We start from the raw sequence: 17147 nt of genomic DNA on the forward strand, positions 1-17147 counted from the left end.
CACAGCGCCCGGGGCGCGTTGCGCGGGTGCGGCGGTCCCGCCCGGCTGCATCGGACGCACGCGGCGACGCGCCATTGGCTGGCGCGGCTGGCGGCAAGTTCGCGTCGGCCGATGTTTTCAGGGATAATGCGCGCCGCCGTCGGCCCGCCGCGGCGTGTTGTTGCACCATGCGCCTGTAGCTCAGCCGGATAGAGTAGTGGCTTCCGAAGCCATTGGTCGGGGGTTCGAATCCCTCCAGGCGCGCCAGCACTCGTTCCGGGCAAGTCCGGAAAAGTTCAAGACCCTCGAGAAATCGGGGGTTTTTCTTACCTGATGCCTGCCCACACGCGCTGATCCATTCGAATCAGAGCTCGCCGAGCGCAGATGGGCGCCTCGATGAGGCGGCCTCCGCCTAAAGATCGCCCCCGCAGGCAGCCAGCTCTGGCGATGGAAGTCGCGCTTGGGGAGCCCATGATGAACGACGGGCGCCGGGCCTCTACCCGATCAGCTTGCGCAACCAGCCGCCCTCACGGCGGTGCGGGCTCGAGCGCGGCTGCGCTTCACGCCCCGGCCACCCTGCCGCGACCGTCTGACATAAATGCCGAAACAAGGGAGGCACGGTGGCTGTGCGCCACCGTGCCGCTCGAGCGGACCCTTCCTGGTTGCTCAGAACTTGTAGGCCACACGCATTCCATAGGTACGCGGTGGCTGGAAATCACTGAACACCAGGCCGGTCGCCGAGTAGTCGCTGTTCTTGATCGTGTTGTTCTCCAGATTGTCCACATAGGCTGCCACCGTCCAGCGGTAGCTCGGATCGGTGTAGGTCAGCGACAGGTTGGTCTTGGAGTACGCATCAATCCGGTACCAGGAATCGTTGAACGCCTGGGTGTAGCTCTTGGACTGCCAGTACGCCTCAAGCTTGGGAGTGAGCAGCGCGCCGCTGGCCAGCGGGACGTCATGCGAATAGCTCAGCTTCATCGACCAGTCCGGCGCATTGGGCAACTGGTTCCCCGCCAGGCTGGCGATGGTCTCCAGCGTGCGCGAGTTGCGGGCGTTGTCGAACTCGGTGAAGCGGGCGTGCTGCCAGGTCAGAAAGCCACTGACGTGGTCGTTGGTCGTCGGCACCCAGTCTCCTTCCAGCTCGATGCCGTAGATCCTGGATGCGCCCGCATTGGTCGTGACCAACCGGCTGCTGGAATCGATCACCAGATACTGGAACACCTGCATGTCCTGGTAGTCGCTGTAGAACGCTGCCGCACGCAGGTTCAGCGAGTTGTCCAGCAGCTTGGACTTCAAACCCAGCTCGTAGCTGGTGACCGTTTCGGGATCGTAGGACTTGGAGAATCCCGCCGGTGCGCTGGGCTGCACACCGCCCTGCTTGTAGCCGGTGGTGACCGAGCCATAGCCCATGGTGTCCGCCGACAGGTCGTATTCGACGCCTCCCTTCCAGGTGACCTTGGAGGTCGAGGTCGACGCGCCCGGCGTGGGCGACACGGCACCGCACGCGCCTGTGTTGGCCTGAGCCGACATGGCCTGGTTCAAGGTGACGCCGGGATTGGAGGCCAAGCCGCAGTACAGCGACTCGGTCGTGGCCTGGGACTGATAGTCGCGGCTGTAGCGCGCGCCGGCGGTGATGCGCAACGCGTCTGTCAGGCTCAGCGTGGCCTGGTCGAAAATGCCCGAGGACCGCTTGACGATGCCGTCGTCGGCGAAACCGCGGTAGTACAGATCGATGTTGCGGTAGATGCCGGCCGACCCCTTGTTGGCGATGTCGTTGACGAAGTAGTTCAGGCCGAAGACGTTGGTCAGCTTGTCCGAGTCGAACGCCAGGTTGATCTCATGCGACTGGGATTCGGACGAGTAGCTGGAGTACTGCTCGTAGGTGGGGATATTGTCGGCCTCGCCGGTGGTGGCCCACTTGTAGGCCGCATCCAGGTTCTGATAGCCGGCCAGGTAGGACAGCGTCCAGGCATCCGACAGGCTGTAATCCATGCGCGAACGAAAGGCGTTGGATTTGATGTAGTTATAGGGCTCCTCCGTCCCGTAGTTGGGCTGATCGTAAACACCCACGCCGTTGGTCGGCTTGACGTTCGCATCGGTGGAAATGCTGGCGCCCGGCTTGCCCTTGGAAACGAAGCTCTCCACCGACATACGCCACTTGAAGTCAGCCGTCGGCGTCCAGAGCGCGGTCAGGCGGCCGCCGATGTCATCCACCGCACCGTAGTTGCGGCCGGTGCTGCCATGGGTATCGAAGTAGCCATCGCTGCGATGCGTGGTGGCCGAGGCGCGCAGCGCGAAGGTATCGCTGACCGGGAGATTGACCGTCGCGTGGGTGAGGACGTCGTTGAAGCTGCCGTATGACACATCGGCCGCTCCGCCGAACTCGTGCGTCGGCTCGGCGGTGATGATGTTGATGTTGCCGCCCGTGGCGTTGCGGCCGTACAGCGTGCCCTGCGGACCACGTGCGATCTCCACGCGATCCAGGTCATACATCACGTTGGAGAAGCCCACCGGCAGGTCGACATAGATCCCATCGACATAGGTGGAGACCGCCGGGTTGCCATCCGGCGTGTAGGTCGCGTTGGAGATGCCACGCACGGCCACGCCGACATAGCTGTCCACGCCGATGGTGTGGATCTGCACGCCGGGGGCGATGGTGGCCAGGTCCTTGACGCCGGTGACGCCCGCATTGCGCAAGCCATCGGCATCCAGCGCGGTCAATGCGATTGCGGTCTTGTTGACGGTCTGCACGCGCTTCTGCGTGGTGACCTTGACGTCCTTGAGCTGTGTCGGCGCGGCCTTCTTGTCGGCGTCTGCGCTGTCCTGCTCGGGCGTGGCAGCCTGTGCGGCCGCCATCATCTGCACGGAAATCGCCAGGGCCAGCAATGAATGTTTGATGCCCAACGTCTTGGTTGCCGGGAAACGGGTCATGGAAAGGCGGCCTATGTGGGGTTGGCGATAGGAAGGGGCGGAAGTTCGATCGGGCGTCATGCCGGCGGCGCTGGCGCGTTGGCGCCTCGCGCCGCGTGACTCAACACTATTCAAACCGCGTGAATAAAAATGGCCGCTTCCTGTTGGACTGAAAAAAATCTGCGATCGGTTTCGCACCCCGGCTTTCGCGGTATCCGTGCATGCAACGCGCGCCTTTCGATGAAGCCGCTTCCGACCAACCGAGGGTGACCGTCAAACCGCCTTGCGAAGCGAAAAATGCTGCTCCGGATCGCAACTGGACAGCACCTGCGGCTCCAGCTGTCGCGCAATCACGACCAGGAAGGGCGCCTGGTCCCGCACTTCGCGAGCCAGCGGCTGCAGCGGCGAAATCAGCCCGCCGACCGACTGAGCGCACACCAGTCCTGGCGCGCCTTCCAGCTCCACCAGCCCCTTGATGCGCAGCAGCTGCGCGCCACAGGCGCCGGCGAGATTTTCCATCCATTCGATGAGGTAGCCGGCGTTGGTGCGCCGGGGGGCGACAATGGCCACGACGACATCGTGTCCAGACGCGCGCGCGGTCAGCTGCGGCGCATCGAAACGTAGGATCGGCACATGCGGCGCCTCGATCGCGGCAGCCAGATCGTCGTCATCGACCAGCACCGCGAACGGATTGATGCGAGAGATGGCGGCCGTGCAACGCTGCTGTTCCACCGCGCTCGCCAGGTCGCCGCGCGAGCGCAGGATGAAATCCGCGCACGCCAGTTGATCGATCGCTTCGGGCTGCGCCTGCAGATCGAGGTCGGTACGTGCATCGATGACGCAGACCACGCGCAGAGCATTGGAGAATCCAGGATAGAACGCCGCCAGCTCGCGCAGCAGCTGGCTTGTCCGCGCCAGGCCGCTGGCTTCGATCACCACCCGCTGCAACGTGCGCCCCGTTCGCCGCAGGTGCGCATCGGCCAGTTGCGCAATGACCGGTCCCGGGCTGTTACCGGAGCTGCAGCACAGGCAGCCGTTCGCCAGCAGCTGCATCTGCACGGCGTTGTCGGCCTGCCCGATCAGGATCGAATCCAGTCCGATCTGCCCGACCTCGTTGACGATCAGCGCGGTGTCTCCGGTCTGGGCGCGCTCCAGCCAGCGCACGATGCGGGTGGTCTTGCCTGCGCCGAGAAACCCGGTGACCAGCACGATGTCCATCAGGCCGGCGCCGCGTTCTGCGCCACCATCTGGCGCACATCCGCCAGCAGCTGCGCGGTGTCGAACACGATGCCGTCCTTGATGGTGTACTGCAGCGCGCGCTGCCAGCCTGTTTGGCCCGTGCGCTCATCCAGGCGCAGCGCGCCGGTGCCATAAAGCAGCTTGAAGTCCGACAGCGGATTCTGTTCGTGGATCAGCAGATCGGCACGGTAGCCGGTCTCCACGCGACCGATCTCGTCCTCCAGCCCCATCAGCGAAGCGCCGACGCTGGTGGCCGCGCGCAGTACTTCCAATGGATGGAAGCCGGCCTCCTGCAGCAGTTCGAGCTCGCGCACGAATCCGAATCCATAGATCTGGAAGATGAAGCCCGAGTCGCTGCCCACGCACACGCGGCCGCCGCGATTCTTGAACTCGTTGATGAAGGCCATCCAGAGCTGGTAGTTCTGCTTCCACTCCACCTCGTTGGCGGTGGACCAGCGATACCAGTACGCGCCATGGCCGGTGGCCGAGGGCTGAAAGAACTTCCACAAGTTCTTCCACGTGTAGTCGGCGTGCCAGTCGGCTTGCCGCGCACGCATCAGGTCGCGGTTGGCGTCGTAGATGCCGAAGGTCGGTACGAAGCTGAACCCCAGCTCCAAGAACTCGTCCATCACCGCGTTCCACTTGGCGCTCCCCGGCCTGGCCGACTGCATGAAGGTGCGGCCGGCGGTGGCGAAGCGGTGATACTCGTTGGCGTAGTTGTAGTCGGACGGGTAGTCCTGAATGGTGCGATCTTCGAACAGCGCCTCGGGCAATCCGTAGTAGTGCTCCGCGCTGGTCAGTCCCATGCGGGCACTGGTCATCGCGGTCAGGCTGGTCACCGCCTGCTGCGCGTGATGGCATCCCGAGCGCAGACCGACTTCGGCACAGGCTTCCAGCGCAGCGCGCATGATCGCCGGCGATGCGCCGAAGAACTTCACGCCGTCAGCGCCGCGGTCCTTCAGCCGATAGACCCAGTCCTTGGCCTGGGCCGGCGTGAAGATGGTCTTGAGCATGTCGTTCACGGCGGGGAAGTACGCGTGCACCTGCATGCGCGGCGCGGCGATCGCGTTGCTCGCCGATCGTCGCTTCTGTTCCAGCGACCAACCCAGGCCGTTGATGCTGCCCATCTCACGCACCGTCGTCACGCCGTGGGCGAGCCACAGTTTGTAGATGTAGTCGGCCGGTGCCGACTCACCCACTTCCGCATGCGCCGGCCAGCCGATGTGCGCATGGCAGTCGACGAAACCCGGCGTGACGAATTTGCCGAAACAGTCGATCTCGTGATCCCCTCCCGGCAAACGCCCAATGGGCGAGAGGTCTTCGCGTCGAGACAACGGGCTACCGACGCCGGCCATCTGCACGATGCGACCGTGCTCGATCGCAATGTCCACCGGACCCCATGGCGGGGCGCCGGTGCCGTCGAGCACCGTCGCCGCGCGGAGCACCAGGCGCTTGAAGGGACCCTCCCCGCGGTCGCGCGGCGTTCCGCCCTGCACCGGCGGAAGCCCACGCTGGTTCAACAGCCGCGGATATTCCTCCCCGGCCGGGATCACTGCTTCACTCATGAGGTCTCTTGATCTTGCGAGTAGGGGCGACGCGGACTCACGGATCCCAGCGGCTGATCCGCTTCCAGGCGAACGGGGCGGCAAAGTCCAGTCGTTCGCGGTGATAGCCCGAGACCGGATGCGGCCCACCCTGCTGCGAGAACACCATCGTGGTCTCGCCCTGGGCATAAGCAGGCCACGGGGTTTGCGCCGTTCCGGGTTCCCCGGTCTTGGCGAAGTTGGTCCAGTAAGTCATCACCTGCTGTGAGAACGCCTTGTCCTGCGCATCGAGCGGGAAGGACCTGTCCGGCCCCGCCGACATGCGCGCCGCACCGAACACGAAGGCCAGCTCGCCCCCATGTGGCACGCCCGGCAGCTCGCCGACAGCCGCGGCAGGCAGGTGGTCGAAGGCATAGGTATAGGTCGGCACGCCATCGCGCGCGGCGACCTGGGCGTACATGCGATCCGAATACGCCATGTCGATATCGGACAGGAACGCGGTGCCCAGCTGCTGCTCGCTTCCCTCGGGCGCGGCCTGTCGATAGACCGCGCGGATGTTGTCGGCGTCATTGGGATATCCCGCCAGCGGATGGCTCAGATCGATGCCGTAGTACGGCATGTAGCTCGAGTCGAAGCTGTTGCTGCCCAGGATCCAAGGCTTATGCAGTGTTTTGCCATTCAACACCACCAGGTAGGGATCCTGCTGTACGAGCACGCCGTCCAGCACCGGATAAGTCCCCTTGAAGAAGGCAGGCTGCAGGAACGCGCTGGCTGGCAGCTTGCGCAGTGCCGCCAGCGCTTTGGCATCACGACCCTTGATGCCCAGCGTCTGTGCAAGTGTCTGGCCACGCGTTTCCGCGCTGCCCTGTCCGGCCAAGGGCTCGCTCAGGATGAAGCCTGGGCAGGAATGCGTGATCGCCTTGGAGAACAATCCTTGCGCGGCCGGCGAGGTCATCCAGATACTCACGTAGCAGCCGCCCGCCGACTCGCCGAAGAGGGTCACGTTGCCCGGATCACCCCCGAATGCCGCGATGTTCTCCCGGACCCAACGCATGGCCGCCAGCTGGTCCATCAGCCCGTAGTTTCCCAGCAGGGGGCCATCGGCCTTGGCCGCACTGAGCGCCGGATGCGCGAAATAGCCAAGGCGACCAAGACGGTAGTTGATGGTCACCACCACGACGCCATGACGGGCCAACGCACTGCCGTCGAAGGCCGGATCAGATCCTGATCCCACCACGCTGCCACCGCCGTGGATCCACAGCATCACCGGCAGCTTGCCCTGGTTCGCTTCGACGCCATCGCGCACGGGGCGCCAGAGGTTGAGGTTCAGACAGTCCTCGCTGGGCTCCACGGCCCACTGCCCTGGCTTGGCCGGCTGGATGCACGGCGCACCGTAATGGCTGGCATCGCGGACGCCCTGCCAATGCGCCGCGGGCTGGGGAGCACGCCAGCGCAATGCCCCGGTCGGCGGCGCCGCGTAAGGAATCCCCTTGAAGCTCTCCACACCTTCGACCGATACGCCCTGCACACGACCGGAAAGGGTCTCGGCCACGGGGTGCGACTGCGCCCGGGCGGCGGTCGGGGCCAGCGCCGCCAGCAGCAGGACGAGCGCGGGGATGTTGAGCAGGCTGGGCATGGCGCAAGGTCGGTCAGGCAGCGCGCGGGCAAGACGCGGGAGGGTTCGCCCGTCCCCCCGCGGCGTGAGACCGCGGCGAAAGACGACTTCTATCTTGGCGATTTTCCCCGCGCCGTCTGGCGCAAACCGGCGCAGAAATAGAACTAATCTGCCAATTGCCCCCGGAACTGGCGGCGGTACGACAGCGGCGCCTGCCCGACTTCTGCGCGGAAGGTGCGGGTGAAGTGGCTGGCGTCCTTGAAGCCGGTCGCCAGCGCCACCTGCAGGATCGACTTGTCGGTGCGGCCGAGCTGGGCCTTGGCCTCGCAGATCCGCTCGGAGATCACGTAGCGATGCGGCGAGACGCCGACGCTGCTGCGAAAGGCATGCGCGAAATGCGATTCGCTGACCTTGGCGATCCTGGCCAGCTCGGCCACGCGCAGCGGCAGGTCCAGGTTGCCGCGGATATGGCTGATGACCTGCTTCAGCGACGCGCTGCTGAGGATCGCGCTGGAGGCCGCGCTTTCGGTCTGGGTGGCATACCGCTCCAGCAGGTGGGCGACCATCGCGTGCACCAGCCCATCGACAAACGGAATGGCGAAGCGGCGCGAGCTGTTGGTCGCGTTCAGCAGCATGTTGCCTAACTGGGCGATGGTCGGATCACGGGTGTACATCGGCGCGCGCTCGCGCAGCTGGCGATGGACGAACTCGGCATCCTCGCCGGCGATACGGTCGACCGCGCTGGCCGGGATGCTGAGATGCAGATAATCGAAGGCGCCTTCGCTGATCCACTGCGGCGAGGCGCTGGGCGGCGTCAGGCGCATGGTGTTGGCGCTGATGGGGCCGGACCACACCACGGCGTTGTCCGCCCAGGCCCGGGCGGACATCGGCTGCAGGATGATCGAGAGCGTATAGGCCTGGTCCGGATGGCGGATCACCCCTGAGGGACCCGCGTCGGTCCGGCGCCACCGCATCACTGCCACGCCGGAGGAAGGCAGGTTGGGCACATACAGAGCCGGCTCCATGGCGTGGTCCTGTCGCAAGGCATCCACGAGGTGATCCGAATTCATGCTGCGCGCACTCCCCCTCGGCTGGAACCCCCGTCCTTGGATGGCCTAGCGTGTCGTTGCTGTCAGCATGAGCTTTGCCCGAATGTAAAGGCCGCGTCAATAGAGGGATTCGAGCGTCCTGCCCCTGGTCTGGACTCCGTACAGGCCGATCGCCAGCGCGCCGACCGCCAGCACCGCCGTGGACAGGCCGAACACCACCGCGAACCCGCCCAGCGGATAGACGAACCCCACCACGATCGGCGAGATCGCTGCGCCTACCCGGGAAACGGCGATGGCCAGGCCCTGCCCGGTGGCGCGGATGCGGGTCGGAAACACTTCGGGCGTGTAGGCATACAGGCCGGCGTAGGCACCATTCATGAAAAGAGAGAGGCATGCTGCCGCAGCGATGATCTTCCACTCCACGCTGCCGACCGCCATGACCAGCGCCATGCACGCGGCCAGGCCCAGGTAGGTCGAGACCACCGAGCGCCGACCGAAGCGGTCATTGAAATAAGCCGCGCTGAAGTACCCCGGCACCTGGGCCGCATAGATCAGCAGCGAGAAAGCGAAGCTGCGCTTGAGGTCCTGGCCGGAGGCCACCAGCAGGCTCGGCAGCCAGGTGAAGTAGGCGTAGTAAGTGAATCCGATCGAGAACCACACGGTGAGGACCACCAGGGTGCTGCGCACGTACGCGCGCGAGAACAGGTCGCCATAGCCCCCGCTGCGCGCGGCTGTGCTGGGTTCGACCGGCACGTCGACCGCGGCCGGCAAGGTCGGATGCTGCAGGCGGACCTCGGCTTCGATCGCATCGACGATCGCCGCCGCCTCGGCATCGCGGCCCTTGCTGACGAGCCAGCGCGGCGATTCGGGCAGGCGCCGGCGCCACCACAGGAGCAACAGGATCGGCGTGCTGGTGATCACCAGGATCCAGCGCCAGCCTTCGCTGCCCATCAGCGGGATGAACTGGGCCAGCAGGGCCGCGGCGATATAGCCGAACGAGAAGAAGCCTGTGAGCGCACCGGTGAAACGCCCGCGGAACCGCGCGCCGGCGAACTCGGCCAGGAACGGCGCGATCACCACGCTTTCGGCCGAAGTCCCGAGACCCGCCACGATCCGGAACACCAGGAACACCTGCCAGTCCTGCGCGAAGGCACTGGCGACGGTGGCCAGGCAGTAGATCGCAAGCGCCCACATCATCACCGCGCGCCGACCGAGCGTATCGGCCAGTCGCCCGGCCACCATCGCGCCGAACAGGCCTCCGATCGCGGTCGAAGCGCCGATCAGGCCGAGCTGCTCGCTGGACAGACCCCACAGGGTCTTCAGCTGCGGCATCAGGAAGGCAAGGATCGCCACGTCCATCGCGTCGAACAGATAGCCCGAGCCGCCGATCAGCAGCAGACGCAGGTGGAACCGCGAGAACGGCAGGCGTTCCAGCCGGGCGGCGATCGTGGACATCTGCCTTCGATGGGCGGTGGAAAAACTCACCTTACGACAACGAAATCCGCCCATCCGGCCTGCTGCCGCTGGAAATTGGTCGTTTCCTGCGAATGTGCGGGCCGGACCGATCATCGAGCGGACTGCGCGATGAGCGAGTCGGCACTCGCAGGCGAACGACGCCGAACGACACTGCCTGCTGCGATGGTCGGCCGGCGCTCGTTCGTCAGCTCGCGACTTGCTGGCGACACCGTCCGCTCGCGTCCCCGCGAAGGGCCGGCGGCAACACCCGCTGCGCCCATCGTTGAAGGAATGACGCGCACAGGCCAATGGATCGGGGCCGCACAGACCCGCCTCGTCAAGATCAACACGGCAGTGGCACACCGAGCGCGGCGGCGGCCACGTGTCCGCGCTCCCGCGTCCGATCGGACACGCGACGCTGTCCGATCGGACACCTTGCATCCAGAACACGCCGCACCACGGGCGCCGACGGTTGGCACGTGGCCTGCGTAAGAGACTTCCAGCCGGGCGATCTCGCGCGCCGCAATGGAGGATCGAAGTGATGCCGAGCCATGCACTTGCAGGGGCGCTGACGTTGCTGTCGCTGGTTTCCAGCCAACCACGGCTCGATGCTTCGACGCGCTACGAGCTCAGCGCCGAGACCGACGACGGCCGGATCACCGCGCTCGATGTGACCATCCGGCTGCAGGCCGACCCCTCTGGGCGGACCGTGATCGACTGGGCCGAGCAATGGGCGGGCGAGGAGCACTTGGGCCAGTGGGCGCGCGATATTTCAGTCGAAGGTGCGCGGCGCACCGCGGTGGCGCCACACGGGGGACGCATCGTGGACTCGGCCCCTGGCGCGCCGCTGGTGATGCGCTATCGGATCTTGTCGGCCCATCAGGCCGCTCCCGCTGTCTCGAACAGCAGGCAGCCGGATCCGATCGTGCGTCCCGACTGGTTCTACGCGGTCGGGTTCTCGCTCTATGCCCAGCCCGCCGGACGCGAGGACCGGCCGGCGACGTTCACCTGGCGCGGTCCGCACGGCATCGGCTTCGCTTCGGACGCGCAGCACCTGCAAGGATTGATGCACCAACCGCGCACGGGCAAGGACATTCGGGAAAGCGTGGCCATCGGCGGCCGCGACCTGCGGGTCTCGACCATGCGGGTGGGCGGTGAGCCGCTGCGCGTGGCCTCCATCGGCCGTTTCGGTTTCGATATGGCGGCCTTCGCCCGCCTTGCGGGGAAGGTCATTGCGTCCGAGCGCACGTTTTGGGGCGACGACCAGGCAGGCCCCTTCCTGATCACGGCCATCCCCCTGGCTTCGGAGCCGAAGCAGACGGGATTCAGCGGGACGGGCTTGGGCGATGCCTTTGCCACCTGGATCGGACAGGACACGCCGCTGCCGGATCTGGCCTGGTTCCTTGCGCACGAATACTTCCATAGCTGGAATCCCAGACAGCTGGGGCATACCGAAGACGCGACCGAGGCCCGGACGTACTGGATCAGCGAGGGGTTCACCGACTTCTTCGCGCGCAGGCTGATGCTGCGGGCGGGGCTGCTTTCGCCGGAGCGGTTCGTCGAGGAGTGGAACGAGGTCCTCGCCCACTACGCTCGCTCGCCGTATCGCACCTCGCCCAATGCCGTCGTCGCCGATCGCTTCTGGAAGGACGAACGCGCCCGCATGATGCCGTACCAGCGCGGCGCGCTGCTGGCCGCGGTCTGGGATCGCCGCTTGCGTCAGCGCTCCGGCGGGCGCACGAGCCTCGACGATGTACTTCATGACCAACGCAGACGCGCGCAGGCCGATCCCGCGCTTGCGCTGCAGGACGCGCTGGTCGCCGCGGCGGCCCACGCCGGGCTGGACCTGCGGCCGGAGATCTCCAGGTACGTCGACCACGCAGCGCCCGTGCTTCTGTCGGAAGACGCGTTCGGCGAATGCGCCTGGGTGGTCTCCGTCGACACGCCGGTGTTCGACAGGGGCTGGGACACCGAGGCGACGACGCGGCAGGGCGACGTCGTCACCGGGCTCGACCCCGCCTCCACGGCCTATGCCGCAGGACTGCGGAACGGGATGAAGTTGCTCTCGCAGTCCGGCGGAAACCCGGCCGATCCACAGGTCGAGATCACGCTCGTGGCCCAGGACGCGTCCGGCCAGCATCGTCTGCGTTTCAGGCCCCTCGGGCGGGAGACGGTGAGGCTCCAGCGCATCGAGTTGAACGCCGCGCGCTTCTCCGCCAGGCCGGAGGCGTGTCGCCAGGCCCTCGCCGGCTAGAGGCTGGTCGCGCGACGGGGAACACGGCGCCGCGCGGACCGCGCAGCGTCAGACCCTTTCCACCGCGATCGCCAGCCCCTGGCCGACACCGACGCACATCGTGGCCAGGCCCAGCCCGCCGCCGCCGACATGCAACTGGTGCATGGCGGTCTGCACCAGGCGGGTGCCGCTCATGCCCAGCGGATGGCCCAGGGCGATGGCGCCGCCGTTCGGGTTCACGCGGGCGTCGTCGTCGGCCAGGCCGAGCGCGCGGGTCACCGCCAGCGCCTGGGCGGCGAAGGCTTCGTTGAGCTCGATCACGTCGAAGGCCCGCAGCGGGCGCTGCAACCGCGCCAGCAGCTTGCGCACCGCCGGCACCGGGCCGAGGCCCATCACGCGCGGCGCGACGCCGCCACTGGCCATCCCCAGCACGCGTGCGCGCGGCGTCAGGCCGTGGCGCTGCACGGCGGCGGCCGAGGCCACGATCATCGCCGCGGCACCGTCGTTGATGCCCGATGCATTGCCGGCCGTGACCGTGCCACCCGGATTCACCGGCTTGAGGGCGGCCAGGGTCGCCGCATCGGTCTGCGGGCGCGGATGCTCATCGGTATCGACCACCGTCTCGCCTTTGCGCCCGGGGATGCGCACCGGGACGATCTCCTCGGCGAAGTAGCCCGCAGCCTGCGCCCGCGCGGCGCGCTGCTGGCTGCGCAGGGCCAGGGCATCCTGGTCCTCGCGCGACACGCTCGCGTCGGCCGCCACGTTGTCGCCGGTCTGCGGCATGGTGTCCACGCCGTACAGCGCCTTGAGCTGCGGATTGACGAAGCGCCAGCCCATGGTGGTGTCTTCCAGCTTCTGATCGCGGCCGAACGCGCTGCCCGCCTTGCCCATCACGAACGGCGCGCGCGACATCGACTCGACACCCGCGGCGATCGCCAGCTCCATCTCACCCAAGGCGATGGCCCGGTACGCCGCGCCCACCGCCTCCATGCCGGACGCGCACAGGCGGTTGAGCGTGACGCCCGGCGCCTCCTGGGGCAGGCCGGCCAGCAGCAGCGCCATGCGCGCGACGTTGCGATTGTCCTCGCCCGCCTGGTTGGCGCAGCCCATGAAGACCTCGTCCAGGCCCGACCAGTCCACGCCGGGATTGCGCTGCATCAGCGCGCGCAGCGGAAGCGCGGCCAGATCGTCGGTACGCACCGGCGCCAGGCCACCGCCATAGCGGCCGATGGGCGTGCGCACGGCATCGCAGAGAAAAACGTCCTGCATGGGAACTCCGTGAAGCGAGGGGGAAAGTCAGGGCCGGGCCGGCGCGCGCGTGGCGGCCACGATGGTGATGGCGCCGGCCAGCAGCAGCGTGCCGTAGGCCAGCTGCGAGGCGGCCAGGGTCCCGGTCTTGTCGATCAGCACGCCGACGATCATCGGCACGAACACGTTGCCCAGGCCGGCCAGGGTGGTGACCAGCGCGATGCTGCCTGCCGCCTTGGGGCCGGAGAAGGTGCTGCCCGGCAGGGTCCAGAACGGTCCGGTCGCGCCCAGCGTGGCCGCGGTGCACACGGTCAGCAGCGCGATCGCCGGCGCGGTGGTCAGGTGGGTCGTGCCCAGCACCAGCCAGGCGGCGGCGGCCGTGCCCAGGCACAGGGCCACGTGCCAGCGGCGCTCGCCGACCTTGTCCGAGTGGCGCGCCACCAGGAACTGGGTGACCAGGCCGGCCAGGAATGGGATCGAGGACAGCAGGCCGACGTGCAGCACGTCCTTGATGCCCGAGTTCTTGATGATGGTCGGGATCCAGTACGCATTGGCCGCCGCACCGCTGAAGACCGCCAGCGCGACGAAGGACAGGATGTAGACGCGCTTGTCGCCGAAGGCCTGCCACAGCGAGTGGTGCTGGCCCGGCGAGGCGGCGCTGTCGCGGTCCACGTCGGCCTGGACCAGCGCCTTCTCCGGAGCCGTCAGCCACTTGGCGTCGGCCGGCTTGTTGTCCAAAAAGTAGTAGACGACCACGCCCAGCACGCAGGCCGGCAGGCCTTCGACGATGAACAGCCACTGCCAGCCGTGCAGGCCAAGCGCACCGTCGAACAGGCGCATGATCGTGCCCGCCAGCGGTCCGCCCAGCATGCCGGCGATCGGCAGCGCGGCCATGAACAGCGCGGTGACGCTGGCGCGGCGCGCCTTGGGGATCCAGAAGGTGATGTACAGCAGCACGCCCGGGAAGAAGCCCGCCTCGGCCGCGCCCAGCAGGAAGCGATAGAGATAGAACTCGGTCGGCGAGCGCATCATCGCGAACGCCGCGCAGGCCAGCCCCCACAGGATCATGATGCGCAGGAACGTCAGGCGCACGCCGATCTTCTGCAGCCACAGGTTGCTGGGCACCTCGAACACGAAGTAGCCGATGAAGAACATGCCGGTGCCGATGCCGTACATGACCTCGTTGAAGCCCAGCTGGTGCATGAAGTCCAGGCGGGCGAAACCGATCACGTTGCGGTCGATCAGCGCCACGGTGTAGCACAGCATGATCAACGGCAGGATGCGCCACTTGATCTTGCGGTAGGTGGCATCGGCCGGCGAGGGCTCGGCCACGCCGGTAGCGGAAGAGGGTTGCACCTGGGAACTCATCGGGGATCTCGCATCAGGGTGTCAGGCGGCGCCGCGCCCCGCCAGACTGGCCGGCGGCGACGCGCTGCGTTAGGAGGAGGCTGCGGGCGGGCATTCAGTACTTGACGTGCAGGCCCAGGGCCAGGTTGTCGACCGTGGCGCCCACCGGCGCGCGCACCGGCGAGCCGTAGCTGGACGAGACGCCGTTGTCGATGCGCCCGGCCAGGGCGACCAGCGAGGTGTACTTGAACAGGCTGTACTGCACGCCGACGTTGTAGGCCTGCGCGCCCAGCCCGTAGGTGCTGCATGGCGCCGCGCCCGACAGCACGCAGTGGCCGGCGCCGGCGTGGATGTAGTTGGCCGCCAGGGTCAGCTTCGGCGTGGCCTGCCATTCCGCGCTGACCTTCCAGGTCGGCACGGTGTAGGACTTGAACTTGCCGTAGGCCGCGGTCGGGTCTTCGGCGTACTGCACGCGCGAGAGGTCCACGCCCAGCTTGACGCGCTTGGTCTGGTAGGCGGCGCTGAGGCGCAGGTTGCGGTCCTGCGAACCGCCGCCCTGGTTGGTGATCGAAGTGGCCGCCGGCGTGGTGGTCGGCACGCCGCTGATCACCAGATGGTTGGTATGCCGCTCGTATTGCAGCGCGGCGTACCAGGGCCCCTGCTCCCAACGGATGCCGTAGGAGTACGCGCGGCGAGGGCGGCCGTAGTCGGGGCCGTCCCGGTGCGGCATGTAGCTGGTCCCGAGGGAGAAGCCGTTCCACTTGGCGCTCTCCCACTTGTAGCCGTGGCTGGCACGGGTGACCCACGTCGTCGTCCCTGCGCGACTGCCCGTGCCGAAGGCCGCGCCGCCGAGCAACGCGGAGGTCGACACGAAATTGCTTTCGCTCACGCCGAGCATGCGCACCGGAGCGCCCCAGTTGGACAGGATGCTGTTGATGCGTCCGCCGGTGAAGGTCCCCAGGACGCGATGCGCCACGTAGACGTACGCATCGCGGCTGCGGTTGAAGTACTCGCTGTTGTCGTAGGGCTCGGTGACCTGCTCGTCCAGGCGGAAGCCGACGTCCCAGTCCGGGTTGAAGCGGTAGTGCCCGCGCATGGCGAAGAACGACTGCGACCAGTTGACCCGGTCGGCATCCGGCTTGTCGGTGACGCTGCGCAGGGTCGTGCTGGTGTTGGACTTGGTGGTCAGCGTGCTGACCTGGCTGCCGACCGCGGTGGGCTGACCGAACGAGGTCCATTGGTACTGCGGATACAGATTGCCGAAGAACTCGATGTTGGCGTCTTCGTTGCCGAAGGTGGCGGCATGGCCGCTGCCGACCATGGCCATCAGGCAGGCGCCGACGGCGATGCGATGGCGGCGCGGACGCGGCGAGGTGTTGCGGACAGGCATCGAGTTCCCTCCCAGGAGTGGATGCGAGAAGCGGGAGCGAGGCCGCCTGCGGCGGCACGCTGGATGGATGAAGCGCGGGGCGGGCGCGCGGCGGCTCAACGCAGGCCGGCCGACCAGCGGGCGATGGCCTCGACCACCTGCTGCGGCTGCTCGGGCAGCAGGGCGTGGCTGGCGCCGGGAATGGTGACCACTCTGACGCGCGGGCCCAGTTCCTCGCGCAGCTCCTGGCGGCGATCGGCCGGCATGAAGGGATCGGATTCGGCCTGCAGGTCCAGCAGCGGCACCTTGCCGCCCGCGCTCCACCACAACGCCTTGGGCGTGGCATCGCTGGCGTTGCGCTGGCTGGTGCGCACCTCGGGGTGCCAGCCGTCCAGCCACACCGAGGCATCGTTGCCCGGCGCGAAGAAGGTCGCCTGCAGCTCCTTCAGCCGATCCTCGCGCGAGGTCTTGGGATCGGCGATACGGATGATGCTGGCCGACAGGGACTTGGGATAGGTCTTGGCCGCCGCGGCCGCGACCACCACACCGCGCACGGACTGCGGATGCCGTGCGGCGAGCATGCGCGCCACCCAGTTGCCGTAGGCATGCCCGACGACGATCGCCGGCGCCTTGCCGGCCTGGTCGATCGTGCAGGCCACATCGTCGGCCAGATCCGCCAGCGTGATGCCTTCCATCGGCCCGCGGCTGTCGCCCAGCCCGCGCGGCTGCGGGCGCAGCACCTGGTAGCCCTTGGCGGCCAGGCCCTCGGCGATCGGGTCGTAATCCAGCGAATCGCGGCCCAGCGACGGCAGCAGCACGATGGTCGGCCCCTGGCCGTCCACCACCACGTCGATGCTGGCATCGCCGCAGCTCAGCTGACGATGCGCACGCGCACCTGCCGCCTCGGCGGCGCCCACGGTGGCCGGCAAGGCCAGACAGAACAGAACACGCACCCACGAGCGCTTCATCAGGCAATCCCTCCCGGTATTGCAGGCGCCGGGCCGGACGCGGCCGCACGACGCCTGTGCGCCGCATCCCAGGGACGACGGCACGACGGACTTCAATCGGACGACCGGCCTGACGCGGCCGGACGGTGTTAGTGGACCGGTCTTGGCACCGGCACCTGTCGCGTGCCGCAGGCGATCGCCTGGCGCGCGTC

11 protein-coding genes and 1 tRNA gene are annotated in these 17147 nt (G+C 67.4%); 2 read left to right on the forward strand and 10 right to left on the reverse strand.

Annotated features, from left to right (window positions below; translation table 11 throughout):
- Positions 1–169: 169 nt before the first annotated feature.
- Positions 170–246: transfer RNA gene (locus tag WFQ05_RS05400), tRNA-Arg, on the forward strand.
- A 399-nt stretch (positions 247–645) separates the two neighbouring features.
- Here WFQ05_RS05400 and WFQ05_RS05405 read toward each other — a convergent pair.
- The 6 genes from WFQ05_RS05405 to WFQ05_RS05430 all read right to left on the reverse strand — a co-directional run bounded on the left by WFQ05_RS05405 (position 646) and on the right by WFQ05_RS05430 (position 9791).
- A complete protein-coding gene (locus WFQ05_RS05405; RefSeq protein WP_337052982.1) occupies positions 646–2910 on the reverse strand; it encodes a TonB-dependent receptor in 2265 nt (754 codons plus the stop codon).
- A gap of 252 nt (positions 2911–3162) precedes the next feature.
- Complete coding sequence (locus WFQ05_RS05410; RefSeq protein WP_337052983.1) at positions 3163–4107, reverse strand: GTP-binding protein; 945 nt, start codon at positions 4105–4107, stop codon at positions 3163–3165.
- The gene (locus WFQ05_RS05415; RefSeq protein ID WP_337052984.1) at positions 4107–5693 is read right to left on the reverse strand and encodes an amidohydrolase family protein; all 1587 of its coding nucleotides are present in this window, start codon (positions 5691–5693) and stop codon (positions 4107–4109) included. The genes WFQ05_RS05410 and WFQ05_RS05415 overlap by 1 nt, the downstream gene beginning before the upstream one ends.
- A gap of 37 nt (positions 5694–5730) precedes the next feature.
- Positions 5731–7308, reverse strand: coding sequence for a carboxylesterase family protein (locus WFQ05_RS05420; RefSeq protein ID WP_337052985.1), 1578 nt, complete (start codon positions 7306–7308; stop codon positions 5731–5733).
- Positions 7309–7451: 143 nt separating this feature from the next.
- On the reverse strand, positions 7452–8312 hold the full coding sequence (locus WFQ05_RS05425; RefSeq protein WP_337052986.1) for an AraC family transcriptional regulator: 861 nt from the start codon (positions 8310–8312) through the stop codon (positions 7452–7454).
- 141 nt (positions 8313–8453) lie between these two features.
- Positions 8454–9791: an MFS transporter gene (locus WFQ05_RS05430; RefSeq protein WP_337052987.1), complete on the reverse strand. Its 1338-nt coding sequence runs from the start codon at positions 9789–9791 to the stop codon at positions 8454–8456.
- A 541-nt stretch (positions 9792–10332) separates the two neighbouring features.
- Between WFQ05_RS05430 and WFQ05_RS05435 the strand changes: the two genes are divergently transcribed.
- On the forward strand, positions 10333–12045 hold the full coding sequence (locus WFQ05_RS05435) for a hypothetical protein (RefSeq protein WP_337052988.1): 1713 nt from the start codon (positions 10333–10335) through the stop codon (positions 12043–12045).
- A gap of 48 nt (positions 12046–12093) precedes the next feature.
- On the opposite strand, the gene pcaF is transcribed toward WFQ05_RS05435, so the two are convergent.
- The 4 genes from pcaF to WFQ05_RS05455 all read right to left on the reverse strand — a co-directional run bounded on the left by pcaF (position 12094) and on the right by WFQ05_RS05455 (position 16956).
- Complete coding sequence (gene pcaF / locus WFQ05_RS05440) at positions 12094–13293, reverse strand: 3-oxoadipyl-CoA thiolase (protein WP_130530146.1); 1200 nt, start codon at positions 13291–13293, stop codon at positions 12094–12096.
- A gap of 27 nt (positions 13294–13320) precedes the next feature.
- On the reverse strand, positions 13321–14640 hold the full coding sequence (locus WFQ05_RS05445) for an MFS transporter (RefSeq protein ID WP_130530145.1): 1320 nt from the start codon (positions 14638–14640) through the stop codon (positions 13321–13323).
- 94 nt (positions 14641–14734) lie between these two features.
- Entirely contained in the window at positions 14735–16009 is a 1275-nt protein-coding gene (locus WFQ05_RS05450; RefSeq protein WP_337052989.1) for a porin, read from the reverse strand.
- 95 nt (positions 16010–16104) lie between these two features.
- On the reverse strand, positions 16105–16956 hold the full coding sequence (locus WFQ05_RS05455) for an alpha/beta hydrolase (protein WP_337052990.1): 852 nt from the start codon (positions 16954–16956) through the stop codon (positions 16105–16107).
- Between the last annotated feature and the right edge of the window lie 191 nt (positions 16957–17147).

The sequence above is a fragment of the Pseudoxanthomonas sp. USHLN014 genome (assembly GCF_037153335.1).
In the GTDB taxonomy this organism is placed as follows: domain Bacteria; phylum Pseudomonadota; class Gammaproteobacteria; order Xanthomonadales; family Xanthomonadaceae; genus Pseudoxanthomonas_A; species Pseudoxanthomonas_A winnipegensis.

Coding starts and splice junctions, on each gene's coding strand:
- WFQ05_RS05405 (WP_337052982.1), bottom strand. CDS start 2,910: ATGACCCGTTTCCCGGCAACCAAGACGTTGGGCATCAAACATTCATTG.
- WFQ05_RS05410 (WP_337052983.1), bottom strand. CDS start 4,107: ATGGACATCGTGCTGGTCACCGGGTTTCTCGGCGCAGGCAAGACCACC.
- WFQ05_RS05415 (WP_337052984.1), bottom strand. CDS start 5,693: ATGAGTGAAGCAGTGATCCCGGCCGGGGAGGAATATCCGCGGCTGTTG.
- WFQ05_RS05420 (WP_337052985.1), bottom strand. CDS start 7,308: ATGCCCAGCCTGCTCAACATCCCCGCGCTCGTCCTGCTGCTGGCGGCG.
- WFQ05_RS05425 (WP_337052986.1), bottom strand. CDS start 8,312: ATGGAGCCGGCTCTGTATGTGCCCAACCTGCCTTCCTCCGGCGTGGCA.
- WFQ05_RS05430 (WP_337052987.1), bottom strand. CDS start 9,791: ATGTCCACGATCGCCGCCCGGCTGGAACGCCTGCCGTTCTCGCGGTTC.
- WFQ05_RS05435 (WP_337052988.1), top strand. CDS start 10,333: ATGCCGAGCCATGCACTTGCAGGGGCGCTGACGTTGCTGTCGCTGGTT.
- pcaF (WP_130530146.1), bottom strand. CDS start 13,293: ATGCAGGACGTTTTTCTCTGCGATGCCGTGCGCACGCCCATCGGCCGC.
- WFQ05_RS05445 (WP_130530145.1), bottom strand. CDS start 14,640: ATGAGTTCCCAGGTGCAACCCTCTTCCGCTACCGGCGTGGCCGAGCCC.
- WFQ05_RS05450 (WP_337052989.1), bottom strand. CDS start 16,009: ATGCCTGTCCGCAACACCTCGCCGCGTCCGCGCCGCCATCGCATCGCC.
- WFQ05_RS05455 (WP_337052990.1), bottom strand. CDS start 16,956: ATGAAGCGCTCGTGGGTGCGTGTTCTGTTCTGTCTGGCCTTGCCGGCC.